A 20,804-nucleotide genomic window follows, 5' to 3' on the forward strand; every position below is an offset into this window, starting at 1 on the left:
GCACTTGGTACATGACGTGGGATAATACCTATTTGTATGTGGCAGTTGCAGGCCCTAACGCCACTGACCCTGTATCTCTATACTTTGATATAAATCCTGACGGCAATACCGGAGTTCCGGCCACATTTGGGACCAGCTTATATCTTCCTTTCAAAGCCGATGTAGATTTATCCATCACAAGCACTCCTGAAATTAGGCTTGCTGTCGGCAATGGAGCCACTCAAACTTGGGGCCCAGCCACTGGCACCAACGCACCTAGCGGCACCATAACCATGGCAACCGTCAATAACACGCGTGAAGTACGCATTCCGTGGGCGCGTTTCTATGGCACTACTCCAACTCCCGTGTTGCCGGCAGCGTTCGGTTGGCAAGGCTATGTAACTACTGGCGGCGTGCGTACCAATCCTGTACCAGCAGCCAACGTTGCCGGGCCCAACTACACGTACTATTATAGCGTCAACAATACGGACCCTGTAAGCCCGCAGGTCGTTAGGCCTTTTCAGCAAATGGGGTACACTTCCCCAGCAGGTGATGCTACGAATACCTTGGTGGCAGGCACATATTACGATGTTATACTTGCAGGCGCAGCTAAAAACTTAGCCGGCAACATTACCGTTCGACATGCTTTTTCCGTCTCGAACTTGACCCTGTCAACCACTGATGTACCCGCCAACGTCAACAAGTATTCCATAAGCTTAGACCCCACTGCTACTTTCAGTGAGTCGGGCACGGGCTACGTTCTGGGTACCGTTCAGATGCAGAACCGGCCAATTACCAGCCAAGGTGCCTTTGGTTTTGGAGGAGCAGGTACCACGACAGATCGGGGCATGGGATTACAACTACAGATAACTTCAGTTGCCGTCCCAGGCAACACAACGGTCAGGCGGCTTACCGGGATAAGAGCCAGCGGAAACGGCCACCAAGGCATTGCCCGCATATTTGAGATTCGCCCTACCAATCTTGAAAACGTTAGCGCTAGCCTTACCTTTTTCTATCGGGATAGCGAGAACAGCGCGCCCGAAGGGCAGTTAGCATTATTCAAAGCGCCAGCACTGGACGGGCCGTGGATCTTGATTGGGCGTGACTCCAGAGATTCCAACGCTGGCGCCAACCTCGTCAACTTCGATAATGTCAGCCTCAACGGTTTCTGGACACTTTCCGATCAGCGCAATCCCCTACCCGTCGAGCTGGCGCAGTTTACGGGCCAAGCCAGCGCGGCCGGCGTTCAGCTGCAATGGACTACGGCTTCCGAGAAGCAGAACGAAGGCTTTGACGTTGAGCGTCAGACGGCTTCGGGCAGCTGGCTGACCTTGGGTTTTGTAAAAGGACAAGGCAATAGCACCAAAACCACTGCCTACTCTTACCTCGATCGCACGGCTCCGCAGGGCGCTTCGCTCTACTACCGCCTGCATCAGAAAAACACCGACGGCACCAGTGCCTACTCCCCCATAGTAGCGGTGCAGCCGGATGCTTTTGCCAGCAGCAATGCCCTGAGCATGAGCCCAATCCCCGCTGTTAATGCCTTGAATATCAATTATTTATCCAACAGCGTTAGTACGGTCGATGTGTATAATCTGCTAGGCCAGCGGGTGTTGCACCAGGCCGTTTCGGGTAGCACTGCCGAACTATCGGTAGCTGGGTTGCCAGCAGGTATTTATGTAGTTCAGGCCGCAGGTGCTGGCTCGCGCCTGCAAAAAGCCCGCTTCGTAAAACAATAGGCTTTTCATTCGCCTCGTGCGAAACCTGCCTTTCCAAACGCATCTGTTCCCGCTCGGGAGCAGATGCGTTTTGCTTAAAGCGGCTTACTGAGCTGCACTAATTAACTGACGTAGTGCTCGCGTGGGCCGTGTCCATCCGGCTCCTGTCGTACCTTTGCTCTTATGTCCTCTCTCCTTCTCTCCGACCTTTATCTCTATCCCGTCAAATCGCTCGGCGGCATTCGCGTGACCGAAGCCACTGTCGAAGCCCGCGGCCTGCGCCATGACCGGCGCTGGCTGATCGTGGACGAGCGCAACCAGTTCATGACCCAGCGGCAGACCGCCGAAATGGCTCTCTTGCACGTCTCACCGGCTTACAACGGCTTTCTGCTTACTCACCGGACCCGGCCTGAGCTGCTCCCGCTGTACGTGCCTTTTGAGGCCACACCCGAGCGCACACTGTTCGTGACCATCTGGGACGATATGGTATTTGCGTGGCGCGGCGCCCCGGCTGCCGACGAGTGGTTGAGCGAAGCACTCGGCCGGCCTTGCAAGCTGGTGTATATGTCGGATATGGTGCGGCGCGACGTAGAACCCGAGTTCAATCCGGAAGGGCAGCTGGTGAGCTTTGCCGATGGGTATCCGTTTTTGCTGATCGGGCAGGCATCGCTCGACGAACTCAATAGCCGGCTGTCCGAAACCGTACCAATGAATCGTTTCCGACCTAATCTTGTGTTTACGGGAGGCACGGCTTTCGAAGAAGACGAGTGGGATTGCTTTACGATTGAGGGCTTGCCATTTCGGGCGGTTCGGGGTTGCGGGCGGTGCGTCGTAACGACCATTAACCAGCAAACGGCCACCAAAACTCCCGAGCCGTTGCGTACGCTGGCTACCTATCGTACAACGGGCAACAAAGTAATGTTTGGCCAAAATGTAACCGGGCCCGGCTATGGAACGCTGCGTGTTGGTACCTCCGTACAGGTTGACAGCTTCAAATAAATATACTATTCCAAGAGCAAATAGCCCTCTGTTGCATCAAAACAGCATATAGTCCTATTTAGCAAGAAAATTTTATAATATTTTTGAATATATAAATAATCTCATGTAGATTTGATCATTCTTAGTTAGCAGTCAAACTCTAACCGCCTTTTCTCACAAAACTACTATTTCCACCAGCCGAGTTTCAGGGTCTGAAAGGAGCGGCGGCTAGAAATCAGTTTTGGTGAAAATCAGCCCTCCGCCCCTATGCACACGCGCAAGTGTTTCCGCTTGGTTCTTCTGCTCCTGGTTTGCCTGTTAATTCCGGGCTTGGGAAAAGCTAGTGAAGCCACCACACACCAAGCGCTGCACCAAACATGGGATGAACTGCTGACCAAACACGTTTCGCGCGACGGCAAGGTTGATTATCAAGGGTTTATAGATGACGAAGGCCAGCTGCAAGCCTACCTGCATACGTTGGCCCAAAATGCACCCGACGAGACCACGTGGCCCGCTGCTGAGGTAAAAGCCTACTGGATAAACATTTACAACGCCGCCACCATCAACCTGATCGTGCAGTATTACGAGGTGGACCGGATGAATGAAATCCGCATCAAGACCTTGAAAGGCTACCGCTCGCCCTGGGATACCAAAGAAGTGCGGGTGGGCAAAAAATGGTATTCGCTGAACGAGATTGAGCGGCAGATTCTAGGCCAGCATTTCCGCGATCCGCGCGTTCATTTTGCGCTAGTGTGCGCGGCGGCGGCCAGCCCCACCCTCCTGAACGAAGCTTACACTGCCACTGGCCTGGAAAAGCAATTGGACGATCAGGTGCGCTATTTCCTCGCCGATCATTCTCGCAACCAACTAGCCCACGAGCGCATTCAGGTGTCGAGCCTGTTTAGCTGGTATGCCGCCGAGTTTGGCGAAGGCGAATCCCTGATTGCCTTTCTCAACCGCTACGCGCCCATCCGCATCGAGCCCACGGCCCAAGTAGATTTTTTACCCTTCGATTGGTCGCTCAACGCGCAACAGCCCGCGATGCTGACGCAGGCCATGCGCTAGGCAGTTTCCATAACGACGCAACCTCTCCGGCGCCGCTTCAGTTAGCACTGAAGCGGCGCTTTTGTTTGGCGCAGTGCCCTTGGTGTTTCGACTTTCCTTTCTTCAACTCGTCGGTGTATGACGCTTGCCTTTTTGCTTGATTTTTTGCGCGAATTAGCCGCTAATAATCACAAGTCCTGGATGGACGCTAACCGGGCCGAGTACCACCGCGCCCGTGCCGTGTTTCGGGAGCTGGTCGAGGGCGTGTTGCAGGGCGTGCAGGATTTTGAGCCCGAGATGCGCAGCCTCACGGCCAACGACACGATGTACCGCATCAACAAAAACGACCGCTTTCAGCAGAGCGATGAGCCTTATAAGCGGCACATGGGTGCGGGCATGACGCGCGGCGGACGGCACGCGCCGTGGGCCGGCTACTTCCTGGCCATCGAGCCCGGCGACTCCTGGATCGGGGTGGGCAAATGGCACCCCGAATCGGCAGGGCTGGCGCGTATTCGCCAGGAAATTCACTACAACTCCGAGGTGTTTCATCAAATGCGTCAGGATGCCGATTTGCTGCGGCACTTCCCAGCCGGCCTGGAGGGCGAGCGCTTGCAGCGGCCACCAAAAGGCTACGACAAAAACGACCCCGACCTCGAATGGTTGAAGCTCAAGGATTTTACGGTGTTCAAAAGCTTCTCCGACGCCGACGTGCTGCACCCCGATTTTGTCAAAATCGTGGTGGCTGACCTGCGCGCAGGCCAACCGCTGGTGCAGTTCTTAAACCAAGCCTTAGCCGAAGAGTAACCACACGTTTGGTTCGAGCCGCTTACATAGAAAAGGCCTGTTTCACAAGTAATTGATAGTCAATTACTTGTGAAACAGGCCTTTTGCAGTTTATCTTACGTCAGCAGCCTAGAACAGACCAAACAAAGTTCCGTTGATGCGCTCGATTATAAAGCCCAAGTCTTCGGGGTTGTGCAGATAATCAAGGTTGTTGACGTCGATCACCAACAGCTTCCCGGATTTGTAGTTGCTGATCCAGTGGTCGTAGTGCTCGTTGAGGTTCTTGAGGTATTCGATTTTGATGTTGTTCTCGTAGTCGCGGTTGCGCTTCTCAATCTGCTGAATGAGCTTAGGCAAGTCGGCTTTGAGGTAAAGCAGCAAATCCGGCGGCTCCACCATGCTGATCATGGAATTGAACAGGCCCAGGTAATTTTCAAAATCGCGCGGCGTCATCAGGCCCGACTGGTGCAGGTTGGCGGCGAAGATGTGCGCGTCTTCATAGATCGTGCGATCCTGAATTACGCCTTTGCGCTGCTGCTGAATCTGCTTGATGTGCTGGGTTTGGCGGAAGCGGCTGTTGAGAAAGTACACCTGCAAGTGAAACGCCCAGCGGGGCATGTCGTCGTAGAAATCCTTCAGGTAAGGATTGTCGTCAACGTCTTCCAGAAACACTTCCCAGTTGAAATGATGCGCCAATTTGTTGGCCAGCGTGGTTTTACCGGCCCCGATGTTGCCGACGATAGCGATGTGCATGAGCAGGTAGCAGATTGCGAAGCAGAAAAGAGCCTGCAAAAGTAGCAGAAACCCCGTGAACCCCGCCCCTTTTAAAATCCTACCTATTTGCTACATTGCCTTTTCGCCGCAAGCCATTGGCACCTACCCAAAGCGGGCATACTTTTTAGCGAGGCGGCTCTGCGCCGCCTGCGCACGAAAGAGTTACCGCCTGTATTTTAGTTAGGTTGTCGTTGGCTTGTGAGCGCCGTTTCGCCCTGAGTACCGCGCCGCTTTGCCACTACCTATTGCCCGACTGATTAAGCTAAGCTTTGGCTTCTCCTTTTAAGCTATTCCCTGTATGGCAACTCTTTCCAGTGTGTACACGGCCTTCCCAGACGTCTACGACGAGCACGGCCAGCTGATTGCGGTGCTGCACTACTATCCTGCCGATTACTTGCTGCACGTGCTCTGGAAGGGCAACCTGACCGGCAACGAAGTCATACGCGTGGCCGAAGCTGCCATTCCGCTGCAACAGCAGTTTCCTTTTCAGTTAGTGCTCGACGACAAAACCGAGGCCACCGGCGATTGGTCCGATGCCTTTCCTTTCATCGAGTTTGAGTGGCTTCCGCAGGCCATGCAACAGGGGCTCAGGGCGTTTGCCTACGTGTTTTCGCCCGAATACCACGATCAGCTGACCAGCTTTGATTTTCTGGAAAGCCTTACCAGTCACAACTTGGCTGTAGAAACCTTCTACGATGTGGACACTGCTTGGGAGTGGCTGCACAAACATAATATTCATGTATAAATAATTGGCTATCAATTACTTATACATGAATACAAAATATTACTTGCCTTCGTTGATCAGGTCTTTGGCGGCCCGGGCTTTTTCCAGCGTCCGAAACTCTGCCTGCAACGAGCGCACCCGCAGTCGATCTTCTACGGTGAGTTGGTCGCGGACTTTATCGTAGCGGGCGTTCAGACGCTCCAATACCACGCTGGCGGCGCTCCAATCGGCCTGCGACCACTGTCTGCGCTGGTCGCGGGTGGTTTCGAGCAGGCGCAAATACAGATCTGGCAGCTCAGTGGCACGGGCGCTGGCAATGTTCACGTCTTCGTTGAGCAAGCGCTTCTGCGTATCCTGAGCCGTCTCGGGCTGGCGGGCTTGCGAGTCAAGGCGTTGCTGCTCGGCAGCCCACTCCTGATACCGCGATTTTTGGGCGCTGTACTCGCGCTTGCCCTGCGCCGACAGACTGTCGGTGGCCCGGTCGAGGCGCTGGCTCTGGCGATCAAAATCCGACATCAGCTTAGGCCAGTTACGACGCGCACCCGCTTGTGCCTTGTCTACTTTATCGTTCACCCAATCGCTGAACGAGCGCAAATCCCGCTCTACCGAAGCGGCAGTCGAGGAAGTGGAGCTAGTGGTTTTGGTGGTCGTTTGCTGCGCTGAGGCGGCGCTGGGCGCGCCAGCCATGACAACTGTTAGCAGGAATAACGGCAACACAAGACGTTTCATAGAGAAAGGGAATTTGGTTCGGGTAGAAACGGCCCACGGGGGCCGAAAGTATTTTCAACTCGGCAATTTCCGTCCCAAAACGTGGCCACAATGCTACAGGGTTCGTTTATTCTCTAAAAAATCGCGTTTTTGCAGCGTATGTCACCTTCCGATACCGCCTCCATTACCGTCCAGCCCGCCACTGTGGCCGACATTCCCACGATTATTCGGTTGGCCGAGGCCACTTGGGAGCCTACTTATCGCTTCATTATCTCGAAGGAGCAGATCGACTATATGTACCGGGTGATCTATACGCCGGCCTCGCTACAGCGCCAGATGACCGACGAAGGGCACACATTTTTGCTGCTCTACGCCGATGGGCACCCTACGGGCTATGCGTCTTTTTCTCCCCAACCGGCCGCCGAATCGCTTTTTAAGCTGCACAAGATCTATGTATTGCCTTCGCATCAAGGCCAAGGCCTGGGGCAATATTTAGTACAAGCCGTGGAGAATGCCGTGCAACAAGCCGGAGGACATACATTGGAGTTGAACGTAAATCGCTATAATCCCGCCATCGCTTTCTACGAACGCCAGGGTTTCCACCGTCACCGCGAGGTCGATGTCCCGATTGGCCCTTATTGGATGAACGATTACGTAATGCGTAAGGATCTTTAAGGCAGAACCCGCGCGCGGCTTTGCTGCCACTTTTCTTGCCATAGTCATAAGTTCGGCCCAACCCTCCTGTAGCATACCGCAGGAGCGTTGGGCCGAATTTTTACACCCAACTCAGAGCAACATCTAAGAAAAATTCAAAGTTCTTAAGAAAACCAAAGCTTGTTCATAAAAATAGGGGGCACAATATAATTAAATCCGTTACAGGCAAAATTAAAATTTAGATGAGTACATTTAATTTGTTCATTTAATACAATTAATGGCTTTATATTTTGATATTATCAACGATTTCACAGTATTATTTGCAATTTTATAATGACAAAGTATTTTTTCTGTGAGTCTTGCTTTTATAGCTATTCTAGAGCTTCATTGTAGCTTCGATTTTCACTCATCCCTTATCTTTTCACTTAAACACTAGTTCACATGAGAAAATTACTACTCATGGTGCTTCTGTTTTCGCTCGCCCTGTTGCAGCAGGCAGTAGCCCAAAACCGAAGTATTTCAGGTAAAGTAACGGATCAGACTTCCGGAAGTGGTCTGCCAGGAGCCACCGTCATTCTGAAAGGCACCAACCAGGGTGTATCGACCAATGCCGACGGCACCTTCACGCTCAGCGTGCCCGAAGCCGGGGGCACCATCGTAATTAGTTCGGTAGGCTATCTGGCTGCCGAACGTACGCTTGGCACTGATAACACGATTAATGTACGGTTGGCCGAGGACACCAAGCAGCTCAACGAAGTAGTAGTAGTGGGCTATGGTACGCAGGCCCGCCGTGATCTGACGGGTTCGGTGGCTTCCATCAGCGGTAAGGAAATTGCCACTGCCCCAGTACAAAGCTTTGACCAAGCCCTACAGGGCCGGGCAACGGGCGTTAACATCACGACTCCTAACGGGGTATTGAACAACCCGCCGGTTATTCGCATCCGGGGTGTGAACTCGATTAACCTGAGTTCCGCTCCCCTGATCGTTATTGACGGTATCCCGGCTTTCAGCGGCAACAGCTCCGCAGTAGGCAGCGTACCCAACAACCCCCTTAGTAACCTGAACCCCAACGACATCGAAAGCATGGAAGTGCTGAAAGATGCTTCGGCCAGCGCCATTTATGGCTCGCGGGCCGCCGGTGGCGTTATTCTGGTAACTACCAAAAAAGGCAAGAAAGGCCAAAGCCACATCTCCCTCGATTCGTGGGCTGGCTGGTCCAAGCCCGTACGCTTGTATGATATGCTCAATGCCGAACAATACATCAGCATCAAGAACGAAGCCGTTCGCAACCTGAACGCCAACCGTGCAGCACTCGGCCAGGCCGCAACCAACGTGGAAGGCTTCAAGCCAACGCTGGATGGCAACGGCAACCCCGTTAATACGCGCTGGTACGATTACATCTATCGCACCGGTTTCTCGAACGCCAATACCGTGAACTTCTCTGGCGGTACCGAGAAAACCTCCTTTTACGCTTCAGTTGGCTACACTACCCAGAAGGGTATGTTGGAGAAAAACGAGTTTAAGCGCACCTCTGCCCGCGTAAACGTAGACCACAAAGTCTACAACAACTTCACCGTTGGCGCACGCATTGGCTACTCCAACACCCAAAACTCCTCGCCCAACTCGGGCTCGGTAGCCGATGGCGCCTTCGGAACAGCTGGCTTGGGCCGTCTGCCTTTGGTTTTGCCTCCTAACGTACCCGCTTTCAACCCCGACGGCAGCTACAACACCAGCGGCGCGGGCATTGGCCCAGGTGCCAACACCAACCCTTCGTCGGCGACCGGCGCACCCCTGCTCCCTGGCTACTACAACCCCGTTGTGGATCTGGAGAACAACTACTTCAAGTCGGATGGCAACGAGATCCAGGGCAGCGTGTATGCCAACTGGGAAATCATCAAAGGCCTGAATGCCCGCACGAGCTACGGTATCAACAACATTTCGTTTGAAGACCGCGCGTTCTACACCTCTATTGCCGGCGATGGCTATTCATCTGGCGGTCAAGCACTTAACTACTACCGCACCAACAAGCGTTGGAACTGGCAGAACACGTTGCAATACGACCGTACCATTGCCGACAAGCACAACATCTCGTTGTTGCTGGGTAACGAGCAGCAGCGCACCGTTGTCGATCGGTGGGGCGCCAACCGCACGTCGGTGGCCGACATTTTCTTTAATACGTTCCAGGGCAACTTCACCAACATCGCGGTTGCCGGTAACTTCCAGGGCGAGAACTACTTGCTTTCGTACTTCGGCCGTTTGAACTACGACTTCGGCAAGAAATACCTTGCTTCGGTCAACGTTCGTCGCGATGGCTATTCGGCCTGGGCCAAGAAATGGGGTAACTTCTACGGCGCTTCGGTGGGCTACATCGTTTCGGAAGAAAACTTCTGGAAAAACGCGCCTTTCGCAACCGCTATCAACTTCCTGAAATTCACGGGCAGCTACGGTGAAGTAGGCAACAGCCAAGGCATCGACGACTTTGCTTCGCTGCAAACTTATTCTTCCAGCTTGTACGGCGGCGCTGCTTCGCTGTATTTCAGCGGCGCCGGCAACAAAGCCCTGACTTGGGAAACCAGTAAGAAAACCGACGTTGGTATGGCATTCGGCCTGCTCGAAGATCGGATTCAGGGTGACTTCTCGTACTACCGCAACCTCGTCGATGGCCTGATCCTGAGTGTACCGCAAGCGCCTTCGAAAGGCATTCCTGGCGGCGGCGCTCCCGGCGACTTCACCAACGCCAACGTTATTTTGGGCAACGTTGGATCGATGCGCAACACGGGCATTGAACTGAACCTGCGCTTTAACGCCATTCAGAAAACGAACTTCACCTGGACGATGAACGGCAACTTCACCACGCTGAAAAACCGGGTGTTGGCATTGGCTACCCCAGGACAGCGCATTGGCACGGCTACGTCGGGCCTGGAGACGGTAAACTTCACCGAAGTTGGCCACTCAGTAGGCGAAATCTTGGCGATCCCTTCATTGGGTGTGAACCCTGCCAACGGTCGCCGCATGCTGCAAAAAGCTGACGGCACCGTAGTGCAGTACGACCACTTGGGTACCGGCTGGACGACCTTGGACGGCAAAGCTGCTACGGCTCCGAACCAGCTCACGGACGGTGTGTACTACGGCCCAACCTTGCCGAAGTGGTATGGTGGTTTCGACAACACGTTCCGTTATCACAGCTTCGACCTGGGTGTTTTCATCCAGTTTTCGGGTGGCAACTACATCTACAACGGCACCAAGTCGGGCCTGCACGACCAGCGTTTCTGGAACAACGAAGTTGATATCCTCAACCGTTGGACCACGGAAGGCCAAAAAGCAGATTGGCCCCGCGTGGTGTACGGCGACAACGTTTCGAACGGCTCGGCCCTCGTGATGTCGTCGAACGTTGAAAAAGGCGACTTCGCTCGTCTGCGTCAGGTGTCGCTGGGGTACTCGCTCAACCCAACTGTACTGGGCAAGCTTGGCGTAGCCAGCGCCCGGATTTATGGTCAGGTGCAGAACGCTGCGCTGCTGACGAAGTACTCGGGCATCGACCCGGAAATCTCTACCAACGGCTCCAATAATACCGGTGCAGGCGTCGACCGCAACTCGGTTGGACAGGCCAGAACGTACACGGTAGGTTTAAACATTGGTTTCTAAAAACAGCATTCTGATGAATATTGTAAAGCAAAAAGTGAAGGTGGCGGTATGCACCACGCTGTTGGCGCTGGGCACCTTCTCCTGCCAGAAAGACTTACTAGATCCGGTTCCTAAAACCCTTTTTTCCGACCAAGTTGTATTCGACACTCCAGCTCGTATCGAGTTGCAAGTCAATGGTTTATATAGCTTTGTCAAAGTCGGCAACTTCCTAGGCGGCCGATACCAGATCTACGGCGACATCCGGGCCGATGACTTCATCAACCGTACGTCCAACGCCGTTACGGGGCTGAGCGTCTGGAACCACACGATTACAGAAACGTCTCAGAATGACGTGATTAACCTCTGGACGGCCGCTTACGGCGCCATCAACCAGATCAACGTGTTCTTGGCGGGGCTGGATGCCAACGCAGCTAAGTACGTTGCGCCTACCTTCAAAGCAGATTTCGCCACTACCACGGCAGTTAACTACAAGGCCGAAGCCCGGTTGCTGCGCGCCCTGAGCTACTACTCGCTGCTGCAGTTTTATGCTCGTCCTTACGCCGATGGAAATGGCAGCAAGCCTGGTTTGCCCCTACGCTTGCAGGCCGAAACCAACGCAACTGGCAACGAGTTGGCCCGGAGTACGGTAGCCGAGGTGTATACCCAAATCTTGGCCGATTTGGACTATGCCGAAACAAACCTGCCTCTGACGAACGGCAGCGCCCCGCTGAACGTGACGCGGGCACACCGCAACACGGCCATCGCATTGAAAACGCGAGTTTATTTGTCGATGGGTCGCTATGCCGACGTAATCAAGGAAGCCAACAAAATCGTACCGACGGCTGCTCCTTTCGCGGCGGCTACTGGTGTACCGAATGCGTTGAACGCTTCTATTGCAACCGTCTTTGCAGCGCCTCAGGAGACGACGGAAAGCATTCTTTCTTTCCCCTTCACAGCTCAGAACGCCCCCGGTACGCAGAACCAGTTGGCTTATTATTTCGCACCGGCCCCTATCGGCAACGGCGAGTATAGCCTGAACCCCAACGGTATTCTGGCCAACGCTGGATTTGCGGCTACCGACGTTCGCCGCACCAGCCTCGTAACTAAGTCGGGTACGGAGTTCTTCCTGAACAAATACCCCACAGGCACGCCCTATACGGACAAAGCCCCCGTGATTCGGTATGCGGAAGTACTATTGAACCTTGCCGAAGCCCGCTTCCGCACGGCTGGTGCCGCCGACCCGCAGGCGCTCGCTCTGCTCAATGCCGTGCGGGGTCGCTCCAATCCAGCCGGCATCTACCCTGCTTTTGCTGCTACGGATGCCGCTGTTAATGCCATTCTGCTGGAAAGACGCATCGAGTTCCTAGGCGAAGGCATTCGCAACAACGACTTGATGCGCCTTAACGCTACCATTCCGGGCAAAGGTTCGGTAGGTGCTATTGCGCCAACCAATACGTTGTATGTGTGGCCAATCCCGGCTACCGAAATTGCTACCAATTCGCTGGTAGTGCGCAACTGATCTAAGCAGCCCCAACCAAGTAAAAAAGGCTACCCTGACCGAAGGGTAGCCTTTTTTTGTGGGACTATCATTTTTGTGAGCCAAGGACCACTCTTAAAGGCCACCATGATATTGGGGTTACCTTTCAAATTGGGGCTGACAATATAATTAAACCCATTATAGCCAAAGCTAAGAAGAGTGAGTTAGCGTTCTATTTACAAGAAAAGTGCAATCAATTACTTAGTTTTTTGATATTTTTAATTGATTCGCCAAATTATTTCCAATTTTATCTTCACAAAGTATTTTTCTGTGAGTCTTGCTTTTATAGATATTCTAGCTTGATTGCGGAAGCGATTTTCACTCATTCTTCATCTTTTCATTTAAACACTAGTTCGCATGAGAAAATTACTACTCATGGTGCTTCTGTTTTCGCTCGCCCTGTTGCAGCAGGCAGTAGCCCAAAACCGAAGTATTTCAGGTCAGGTAACGGATCAAACGTCTGGCAACGGACTTCCTGGTGCCACCGTCATTCTGAAAGGCACCAACCAAGGTGTATCAACCAATGCCGATGGCACCTTCACACTGAGCGTACCGGCCACCGGGGGCACACTGGTTATTAGCTCCGTAGGCTATTTGGCCACCGAGCGCCCCATCGGCAACGACTCTAAAATTAACATCCGGCTGACTGAAGACACCAAGCAGCTGAGCGAAGTCGTCGTAACAGCGTTTGGAGTTGAGCAACAACGCAAATCGCTGGGCTATTCGGTCTCGGAGATCAAAAACGAGGAATTGACGCAGGCACGTCAGACCAACGTAGTAAGCTCGTTGGCGGGTAAAGTAGCCGGCGTACGCGTACAAGGCGCTAACGGCATGGTGGGCTCTTCGGCCAACATCTTCATTCGTGGCCAGACGACATTCACGGGCAGCAACCAGCCTTTGTTTGTAGTAGACGGTATTCCGATTGACAACGGCGGCGGTGGCAACTCACTCCAGGCTGGCGTTTCTAACTCCAACCGTGCCATCGACATCAACCAAGACGATATCGAATCGGTGTCTATCTTGAAAGGCCCCGCTGCTGCCGTTCTGTATGGTTCGCGTGCTGCTGCTGGTGCAGTGGTTATCACGACCAAGAAAGGCGCCGCACAAGGCTCTAAGAAACAGACAGTTACCTTTCTGTCGAATTACAACATTGTAAAAGTAGGTCGCCTGCCCGATTACCAGAATACCTATGGACAGGGCAGCCGGGGCGTTTTCAACCCGCTTAGCAACCTCTCATGGGGACCCGCAGTAACCGGTCAAACCGTTACGAACTTCCGCGGCGAGCAGGAGCAGTTGAGCATCAACCCAGACAACGTAAAGGATCTGTTTAAGACGGGCTCTAACTTCCAGAACAACGTTTCGCTTTCTGGTGCTACTGAGCGCACGCGCTACTACGCTTCTTACGGCAACTTGCACGAAGTAGGCATCCTGGACAACAACGACCTGAAGCGTAACACGGTCACTTTCAACGGCAGCGCTAACCTGACCAAGAAACTACGGACCGGCATCAGCGCAATTTTCACTAACAACGTTTCGTCGCGGACGCAGCAGGGCAACCAGTTGGCTAACCCATTCTTCCGCACGTGGTTTCTGCCCCGCTCTTACGACATCAACCGCTACCCTTTCGAGCTGCCTAACGGTGGCCAACAGGTACCCGGCGACGTAACGGCTACCAACGGCCGCCTGTCGTCCAACAACACGTGGTACAGCACCGATGACAACCCCTTGTGGACCATCAAAAACAACCGCTACCACGACGAACTAAACCGCATCGTGGGCAACGTGAGCGTGGGGTACGATTTCACGGATTGGCTTTCGCTTGACTACAAACTGGGTACGGATACTTATTCCCAAACCTTCAAGCGCATCAACGCACGTGATAGCAAAGGCGGCTCTGCCGTGGGTGGCGTGGGTGCCATCGAAGACGAAAGCTACACGCGTCGTGAGCTTAGCTCGTACTTGTTGCTGAATGCCCACCACGACATCAACGAGAACTTCGGGGTTCGGGTGCTCTTGGGCAACGAGATCAACCAGCGCCGCACCACCGACATCGGCGTCGTAGGCAACAACATTCAGGTTCGCGGCTACGACAACATCCGCAACACCCTGAACTACACTCCTTACGGCACCCAGACGCAGCGCCGCCTGATTGGAGTGTTTGGCGAAGCAGGTTTTGACTACCGCAAAATCGCGTTCCTGACTCTGCGTGGTCGCAACGACTGGTCTTCTACTTTCAGCAAGGAAAACCGGTCCTACTTCTACCCAGGCGCTTCGGCCAGCATTATCTTCACCGAGCTTATTCCTTCGTTGAAGGACAACGCGATTTTCTCGTCGGGTACCATCCGGGGTGCCGCCGCCAAAGTAGGTCGTGAAGCTGATACTTACCTCACCGATTCTTACTTCACGGCTACGGGTCCTTCCGACGGCTTCGGTCCGGCTGTAAGCTACCCTTTCCGCGGTTTGTCGGGTCAGACGTATGATGATGCAGCCGGCAACTCCACTTTAGGACCAGAGTTCACGACAAGCTATGAAGCTGGTATTGACCTGAGCTTCTTTAAGGGCCGCTTGGGCTTGGAGGCAACGGCCTACAACCAAGTAAGTACCGACATCATCTTTGCGGTACCGGTTGCTGCTGCTTCGGGCTTCACAAACCAGTATCAGAACATCGGCAAATCAGAAGCCAAAGGCATCGAAGTGTTGCTGACCTCCACGCCCATTAAGGTTGGTGGCTTCACCTACAGCAACTCCATCAACTGGACGCACATCGAAACCAAAGTCAAATCGCTGGCTCCTGGTGTAGAGCAAATCACCTTGGGTGGTTTCGTTACGCCCAGCACGCGTCTGATTGCAGGCCAGCCTTACGGCGTTATTTTCGGTAGCGTATTCCAACACGCTCCCAACGGCGAACTGTTGCTCAGCGCTACGGGCCGCCCAACGCCTCAGCTTGACAACCAAGTAGTGGGTAACCCTAACCCGCAGTGGACGGGTGGCTTCACCAACACATTCTCTTGGAAAGGCCTGAGCCTCAATACGTTAATCGACGTGCGTTACGGCGGCGATATTTATGGCCGTAACATCACCGATTTGCGTCGCTCGGGCGCAGCCAAAGAAACGCAGGAGCGCGGCCGCACTTACATCCACAAAGGTGTAGTGGCCAACAGCGACGGCACCTATTCGCCTAACACCACCCAGATCACTGCCGAAGACTACTTCACGGATCTGTACGGTTCGGGCGTAGCCGAATTCATCATCTTCGATGCTTCTTGGATTCGTCTGCGCGAGGTTGCCCTCACGTACTCATTGCCCAAGTCATTGACGGACAAGACTTTCCTTGGCACGGTAGAACTAGGCCTTAATGCCCGCAATGTGTTCTTGTACGCCCCCAACGTGCCGCACATCGACCCTGAGGTAAACGCCCAAGGCGTGAGCAACTCGCAAGGCTTAGAATTCAACGCGTTGCCACAAGCCCGTACTTTCGGCGGCTCCATCCGGCTTACCTTCTAACGGCATCTTATCTCAACAACATGCAATTTCTTCGCTTTACTAAATATATCGCGCTATCGGCTGCTTTGGGCTTTCTTAGCTCATGCAATGATTTCCTCGATGTCAATGCGAGTCCGAATGCCGTTCTCGTAGCTCCCGCAAGCAATGTCTTGGTTTCGGCCCAAACGCAAATGGGTTTTCTGATGGGATCGGACATTCACCGCTACACTTCCCTGTTCGTTCAGCAGAACGCTGGGCAAGGTGGCGCCTCTGTCCAAACCGTTAACTACGACACGTACAACATCTCGGCTACGGACGTTAACAACCTGTGGCGCTCCAACATTTACGGGGGCGCCTTGGCCGACATGCAGAAGCTCAACGAGCAAACCACTGGCACCAGCCCCGCTTACTCGGGCATTGCCAAGCTCATGCAGGCTTATACTTTCTCCGTCACGACGGATGCTTTTGGCGACATTCCTTTCACAGACGCCCTGAAGTTTGGGGAAAACGTGAAGCCGGTCTACGATAAGTCGGCTGACGTGTACACCAAGCTCATCCCGCTCATCGACGATGGCATCGCTGATTTGGACAAAGCTTCGGCGCTCACGCCAACCACCGACGATTTGATTTATGGGGGTGCTTTGGCCAAATGGAAGAAGTTTGGCAACACGCTGAAGCTGCGCCTGTACCTGCACTACTCCAATAAGCTGAGTGCTACGGTCAATCCGGGCTTTGCTACGTTGCTAGCCAAGGGGCCGGCCACGTTCATGCAGGACAACACGGACAACTTCCAACTCACTTTTGACGCCGTAGCGGGCAAGACCAATCCGATCAACCAGTTTGAAACGAGCCGTCTGAACAACTTCTTCCCCAGCGCTACGCTGGTGGAGTTGATGAATGCCAAAACCGACCCACGCCGGCCTTCTTATTTCACGGTCTATACGGCTACCGATGGTTCGTTTACGGGGTATCGCGGGGTAGCGAACGGCACAGGCGTGAACCTGTCGACTAACTTTTCGCGCATCAATACTTTCCTACGCGGCGCCCGGACCGGCACCGGTGTACAGGACTACACCGGGGATGCCCCGATCCGGATGCTCACGTTTGCCGAATACAACTTCATTCTGGCCGAGTATTACCTGCGCACCGGCGACGTAGTCAATGCCCAAGCCAAGCTCAACGCTGGCGTTACGGCCTCCATGCAAATGGCAGGGGTAGCCGCTACCGATATCACGGCTTATTTGGGTAAGCTGACACCGCTGACGGCATTGTCGGCTCAGTCGCTTCGCACGATCATCGAAGAGAAGTACGTGGCCAACTACGGCGTGGCAGTAGAGCCTTGGTCGGACTGGCGCCGCACGGGCTACCCAGCCCTGACGCCTGTTTCCAACGGGGTGCTGAAGCAGATCCCACGCATTCTGCCCTACTCCGACTTGGAGCGCGTGGCCAACCGGGAAAACACGCCCGCCCGCACAGACCTGACGACCGCTTCCGTTTTCTGGGATCCAGGCCTCTAGCAGTAAGCCGTGCGTGGGCAAGTAGCGCGCACGGTTGGCTTTGCTTGCTTTCCCTTGACTATTTTCAACTTGATTTCACATGAAAAAATACGTTCATACCTTTTTCTTGCTTCTAGTAACTGCCTTGTTTTTAGGCAGTTGCAAGAAGGATGGCGTTTTGGATGACATGATCATCCCGAAGACTAGCATTACATTCGATGACAACATCGAGAAAATCACCGGTGACTATAAAAAAGACGCCACTTTAACGCTCAAAATCAGCGGTTTGGCTACGGCTACTGGCGTGCAGGTTACCAGCACGTACTCGCCTTCTAAGTCGAAAGATTTGGGTACGCTGACCGTTTCTAACGGGACCGCAACCTTGAGTGTGCCGGCCAGCGCATTGCGTAACACCGCCGATGGCGCCATAGTAGGCGCGCCTTCTACCGGCGCTGCGGGCACCGGTACCGGCAGCCGTGCCAACAACTCCTATCCGTTGTTTGTGAAAGCGGTGCTGCCTGATGGCACCACTGAGCAACGCGTATTTACGGCCGTGCTCACGCAGTAACCGCCCTGCGCACCGCCAACAAAAAACCCCGACCACTTGGTTGGGGTTTTTTGTTGGCGGTGGCAGTTGGTCGCTCCTTACCTTTGACGGGCCTGGTGATTTACATTACCTTCCGGTTTTCAGCCCTTGCTTTCTCCGTTGCAATGATCAAAAACTACTCTGCTCTTCTCTTACTCATTGCTGTGCTGTGTAGCCTTAGCCACCTGAGCTACGGCCAGATTTCCAAGCAAAAGCACTTGGAGCTACTTAAGGCGCGCAGTGAAACTTGGAACAAGGCCTTCAACAGCCGCGACACCACGGCGCTGGCGGGGTTGTTTTCGGCCCAGGTTACGCTCTCCAACGCCAACGGCAGCCGCGTGGGTGCGGCCGAAAACATGCGCAACTTCCAGGCTCTCTTCCGGCTGCGCCCCGACATCGCCTGGATGAACCGCACGCAGTTCACCGAAATCGACGATCAATGGCAGGTTGCCTACGAAACTGGCGAATGGAACGAGTCGTGGACCAACACGCAGGACCAGTCCAAAACTCGCATCACCGGCAAGTACTGGCTGATGTGGAAATACGAAAACAACCGCTGGGCTATTCTGTCCGGCATCTTTACCCCGCTTACTTGCGGCGGCGGCCATTGCAAAGAATAGATAATCAAGTACTTACCTAACCTCATTTTCTCACCAACTTCTTTTCCCATGCCAACCAAAATCACCGTCCTCAGCAACGGCTCTCTGCGCGTAGAGGGCGAATTCGAAATCGTGGATGCCCAAGGCCAGAACTACGGCCTGGCCGGCCGCGAGCGCGTGAGCATCTGCCGCTGCGGCTTGTCGGCCAACAAGCCCTTCTGCGACGGCTCGCACAAAGGCCATTTCGAACACGATGCCAAAGCTTTCGACCTGCCTGCCCCTAAGGTGTAGTAGGATAGGTACTTACCATTTTACCCAACACAAAGGGCTCGTGCTTTCGCACGAGCCCTTTGTGTTAACTACTTTATTATCAGATACTTATACAAAAAGCGAGTTTACAAGCTCCACGTACTCCTGGCGGGCGGCGTCCTTGCTTTTGCCGTTGAGGCTGGACCAAGCATCGTATTTGGCGATGCCCTTGAAATCGAAGCCGCCGGGGCGGTCGCCTTGCACGTCGCCTTCGGTGGCTTGCTTGTAGAGCGCATAAAGTTGCAAAAGCACCGTGTTGGAGGGCTTGGTGGGGAGTTGTTGGGCGCGCTGGGCGGCGGCTTCAAATTCTTCGTGCGTTGCCATGGCAAGATTAGGTTGGAGGAAAAGAATGGACTAGTATAGGGTCGAGCAAGTTAGGTAATCTGCCCAGATTATGCTGCATGCATCCTTTTTCCTACTCTTTCACTTTTCCCGTTCCCATGCGCCTTTCTACTTCGCTTGTTGCCTTGGCCGGCAGTGCTTGCTTGGGCCTTTCGAGTGCCTACGCCCAGAAAACCTACGTGCAGTGCGGCCGCCTGCTCGACATGCGCTCCGACCGGGCGCAGTCGGAGATGACGGTGGTCATCGAAAAAGGCCGCGTGGTAGCCGTACAGCCGGGCTTTCAGGCGGGCGGCGCCAGCGACAAGGTTATCGATCTGAAAACCAAGACGGTACTGCCAGGCCTCATCGACTGCCACGTACACGTCGAGTCGCACCCGAGCAAGAGCAGCTTCGTGGAAGGCTTCATTCTGAACCCCGCCGATATTGCCTACCGAGCTTTGGGCGACGCCCAGAAAACCCTGTTTGCGGGCTTCACGACGGTACGCGATATGGGTGGCTCCGGCGTTAATGTGTCGTTGCGCAATGCCATCAACCGCGGACAGGCAGTTGGGCCGCGCATTTTCACGGCGGCTACGGCTATTTCGGCCACCGGCGGCCACATGGACGGAACCGTGGGGCTTTCGAATGAGCTAATCGACAAGATGCCCGTTTCGCCGGCCACCGGCGTTGCCAACGGCCCCGACCAGTGCCAACAAGCCGTACGCGAGCAGTTTAAACGCGGCGCCGATGTCATCAAGATTGCCTCCACGGGCGGCGTGCTCGACCTGTCGAAAGACGGCAGCGGACCGCAGTACAGCGAAGCAGAGATTCGGGCGGTGGTGCAAACCGCTCACGACCTGGGCCTGCGCGTGGCTTGCCATGCCCACGGCGCCGAGGGCATTAAGCGGGCCATTCGGGCCGGCGTGAACAGCATCGAGCACGGCACGCTCATGGACGACGAAGGCATGAAGCTGGCCAAGAAAATGGGCACTTACTACGTGCCCACGATTATTGCCGGCAAGTCGGTGGCCGATTCGGCCAAAATCGCGGGGTACTTTCCGGCGGCAGTTGTGCCGAAAGCGCTGTCGATTGGGCCTATGTTGCAGACGACCTTTGGAAAAGCCTATAAGGCGGGCGTCAAGATTGCGTTCGGTACGGATTCAGGCGTGTCGCGGCACGGCGTCAACGGGCTCGAATTTCAATACATGGTAGAAGCCGGCATGCCGCCGCTGCAAGCCCTGCGCACGGCCACCGTCAACGCCGCCGACTTACTTGATCAAAGCAAAGACCTGGGCACCGTCGAGTCCGGAAAATTCGCCGACCTCATTGCTGTCGATGGCGATCCGCTCCAGGACATCAAGGTGATGCAGCACGTAAGCTTCGTGATGAAGCAAGGTGTGCAGTTTAAATAGATCTATAGGCAAAAGAGTTTTGCCTGATGCCTCAGCATACTTTCTATTAGATTAAGTGCTTGAATCACACATATT

17 protein-coding genes are annotated in these 20,804 nt (G+C 54.2%); 14 read left to right on the forward strand and 3 right to left on the reverse strand.

Going from position 1 to position 20,804, the window contains the following annotated elements; translation table 11 throughout:
- The first annotated feature begins 272 nt into the window (after positions 1–272).
- From FHG12_RS03280 to FHG12_RS03295, 4 genes are all read left to right on the forward strand, one after another.
- Positions 273–1,718, forward strand: coding sequence for a T9SS type A sorting domain-containing protein (locus tag FHG12_RS03280; RefSeq protein ID WP_165699288.1), 1,446 nt, complete (start codon positions 273–275; stop codon positions 1,716–1,718).
- Positions 1,719–1,880: 162 nt separating this feature from the next.
- Positions 1,881–2,696, forward strand: coding sequence for an MOSC domain-containing protein (locus FHG12_RS03285; protein ID WP_139514261.1), 816 nt, complete (start codon positions 1,881–1,883; stop codon positions 2,694–2,696).
- Between the two features lie 309 nt (positions 2,697–3,005).
- The gene (locus FHG12_RS03290) at positions 3,006–3,740 is read left to right on the forward strand and encodes a DUF547 domain-containing protein (RefSeq protein ID WP_165699289.1); all 735 of its coding nucleotides are present in this window, start codon (positions 3,006–3,008) and stop codon (positions 3,738–3,740) included.
- 117 nt (positions 3,741–3,857) lie between these two features.
- Positions 3,858–4,523 (forward strand): DUF2461 domain-containing protein, encoded by a 666-nt coding sequence (locus FHG12_RS03295; protein WP_139514263.1) that lies wholly within the window; start codon positions 3,858–3,860, stop codon positions 4,521–4,523.
- A gap of 108 nt (positions 4,524–4,631) precedes the next feature.
- Here the strand turns inward: FHG12_RS03295 and FHG12_RS03300 are convergent, their stop codons facing one another.
- A complete protein-coding gene (locus FHG12_RS03300) occupies positions 4,632–5,255 on the reverse strand; it encodes a deoxynucleoside kinase (RefSeq protein WP_139514264.1) in 624 nt (207 codons plus the stop codon).
- Between the two features lie 319 nt (positions 5,256–5,574).
- Between FHG12_RS03300 and FHG12_RS03305 the strand changes: the two genes are divergently transcribed.
- Positions 5,575–6,021: a hypothetical protein gene (locus tag FHG12_RS03305; protein ID WP_139514265.1), complete on the forward strand. Its 447-nt coding sequence runs from the start codon at positions 5,575–5,577 to the stop codon at positions 6,019–6,021.
- Between the two features lie 39 nt (positions 6,022–6,060).
- On the opposite strand, the gene FHG12_RS03310 is transcribed toward FHG12_RS03305, so the two are convergent.
- On the reverse strand, positions 6,061–6,729 hold the full coding sequence (locus FHG12_RS03310) for a DUF6565 domain-containing protein (RefSeq protein WP_139514266.1): 669 nt from the start codon (positions 6,727–6,729) through the stop codon (positions 6,061–6,063).
- Positions 6,730–6,867: 138 nt separating this feature from the next.
- Here FHG12_RS03310 and FHG12_RS03315 point away from each other — a divergent pair, with 138 nt between their 5' ends.
- From FHG12_RS03315 to FHG12_RS03350, 8 genes are all read left to right on the forward strand, one after another.
- Positions 6,868–7,383, forward strand: coding sequence for a GNAT family N-acetyltransferase (locus FHG12_RS03315; protein ID WP_139514267.1), 516 nt, complete (start codon positions 6,868–6,870; stop codon positions 7,381–7,383).
- A gap of 420 nt (positions 7,384–7,803) precedes the next feature.
- On the forward strand, positions 7,804–11,007 hold the full coding sequence (locus tag FHG12_RS03320; protein ID WP_139514268.1) for a SusC/RagA family TonB-linked outer membrane protein: 3,204 nt from the start codon (positions 7,804–7,806) through the stop codon (positions 11,005–11,007).
- 13 nt (positions 11,008–11,020) lie between these two features.
- Positions 11,021–12,505, forward strand: a complete 1,485-nt coding sequence (locus FHG12_RS03325; protein ID WP_139514269.1) for a RagB/SusD family nutrient uptake outer membrane protein — start codon at positions 11,021–11,023, stop codon at positions 12,503–12,505.
- A gap of 375 nt (positions 12,506–12,880) precedes the next feature.
- Positions 12,881–16,027, forward strand: a complete 3,147-nt coding sequence (locus tag FHG12_RS03330) for a SusC/RagA family TonB-linked outer membrane protein (protein WP_139514270.1) — start codon at positions 12,881–12,883, stop codon at positions 16,025–16,027.
- Between the two features lie 20 nt (positions 16,028–16,047).
- Positions 16,048–17,523, forward strand: a complete 1,476-nt coding sequence (locus FHG12_RS03335; protein WP_139514271.1) for a SusD/RagB family nutrient-binding outer membrane lipoprotein — start codon at positions 16,048–16,050, stop codon at positions 17,521–17,523.
- 79 nt (positions 17,524–17,602) lie between these two features.
- On the forward strand, positions 17,603–18,070 hold the full coding sequence (locus tag FHG12_RS03340) for a hypothetical protein (protein ID WP_139514272.1): 468 nt from the start codon (positions 17,603–17,605) through the stop codon (positions 18,068–18,070).
- A 143-nt stretch (positions 18,071–18,213) separates the two neighbouring features.
- Complete coding sequence (locus FHG12_RS03345; RefSeq protein ID WP_139514273.1) at positions 18,214–18,708, forward strand: YybH family protein; 495 nt, start codon at positions 18,214–18,216, stop codon at positions 18,706–18,708.
- Positions 18,709–18,756: 48 nt separating this feature from the next.
- A complete protein-coding gene (locus FHG12_RS03350) occupies positions 18,757–18,978 on the forward strand; it encodes a CDGSH iron-sulfur domain-containing protein (RefSeq protein ID WP_139514274.1) in 222 nt (73 codons plus the stop codon).
- Between the two features lie 87 nt (positions 18,979–19,065).
- Here FHG12_RS03350 and FHG12_RS03355 read toward each other — a convergent pair whose 3' ends face one another.
- Positions 19,066–19,320, reverse strand: coding sequence for an acyl-CoA-binding protein (locus FHG12_RS03355; RefSeq protein ID WP_139514275.1), 255 nt, complete (start codon positions 19,318–19,320; stop codon positions 19,066–19,068).
- A 116-nt stretch (positions 19,321–19,436) separates the two neighbouring features.
- On the opposite strand from FHG12_RS03355, the gene FHG12_RS03360 reads away from it, so the two are divergent.
- The gene (locus FHG12_RS03360; RefSeq protein WP_139514276.1) at positions 19,437–20,729 is read left to right on the forward strand and encodes a metal-dependent hydrolase family protein; all 1,293 of its coding nucleotides are present in this window, start codon (positions 19,437–19,439) and stop codon (positions 20,727–20,729) included.
- Positions 20,730–20,804 lie beyond the last annotated feature (75 nt).

The organism is Hymenobacter jejuensis (assembly GCF_006337165.1).
GTDB classification, from domain to species: domain Bacteria; phylum Bacteroidota; class Bacteroidia; order Cytophagales; family Hymenobacteraceae; genus Hymenobacter; species Hymenobacter jejuensis.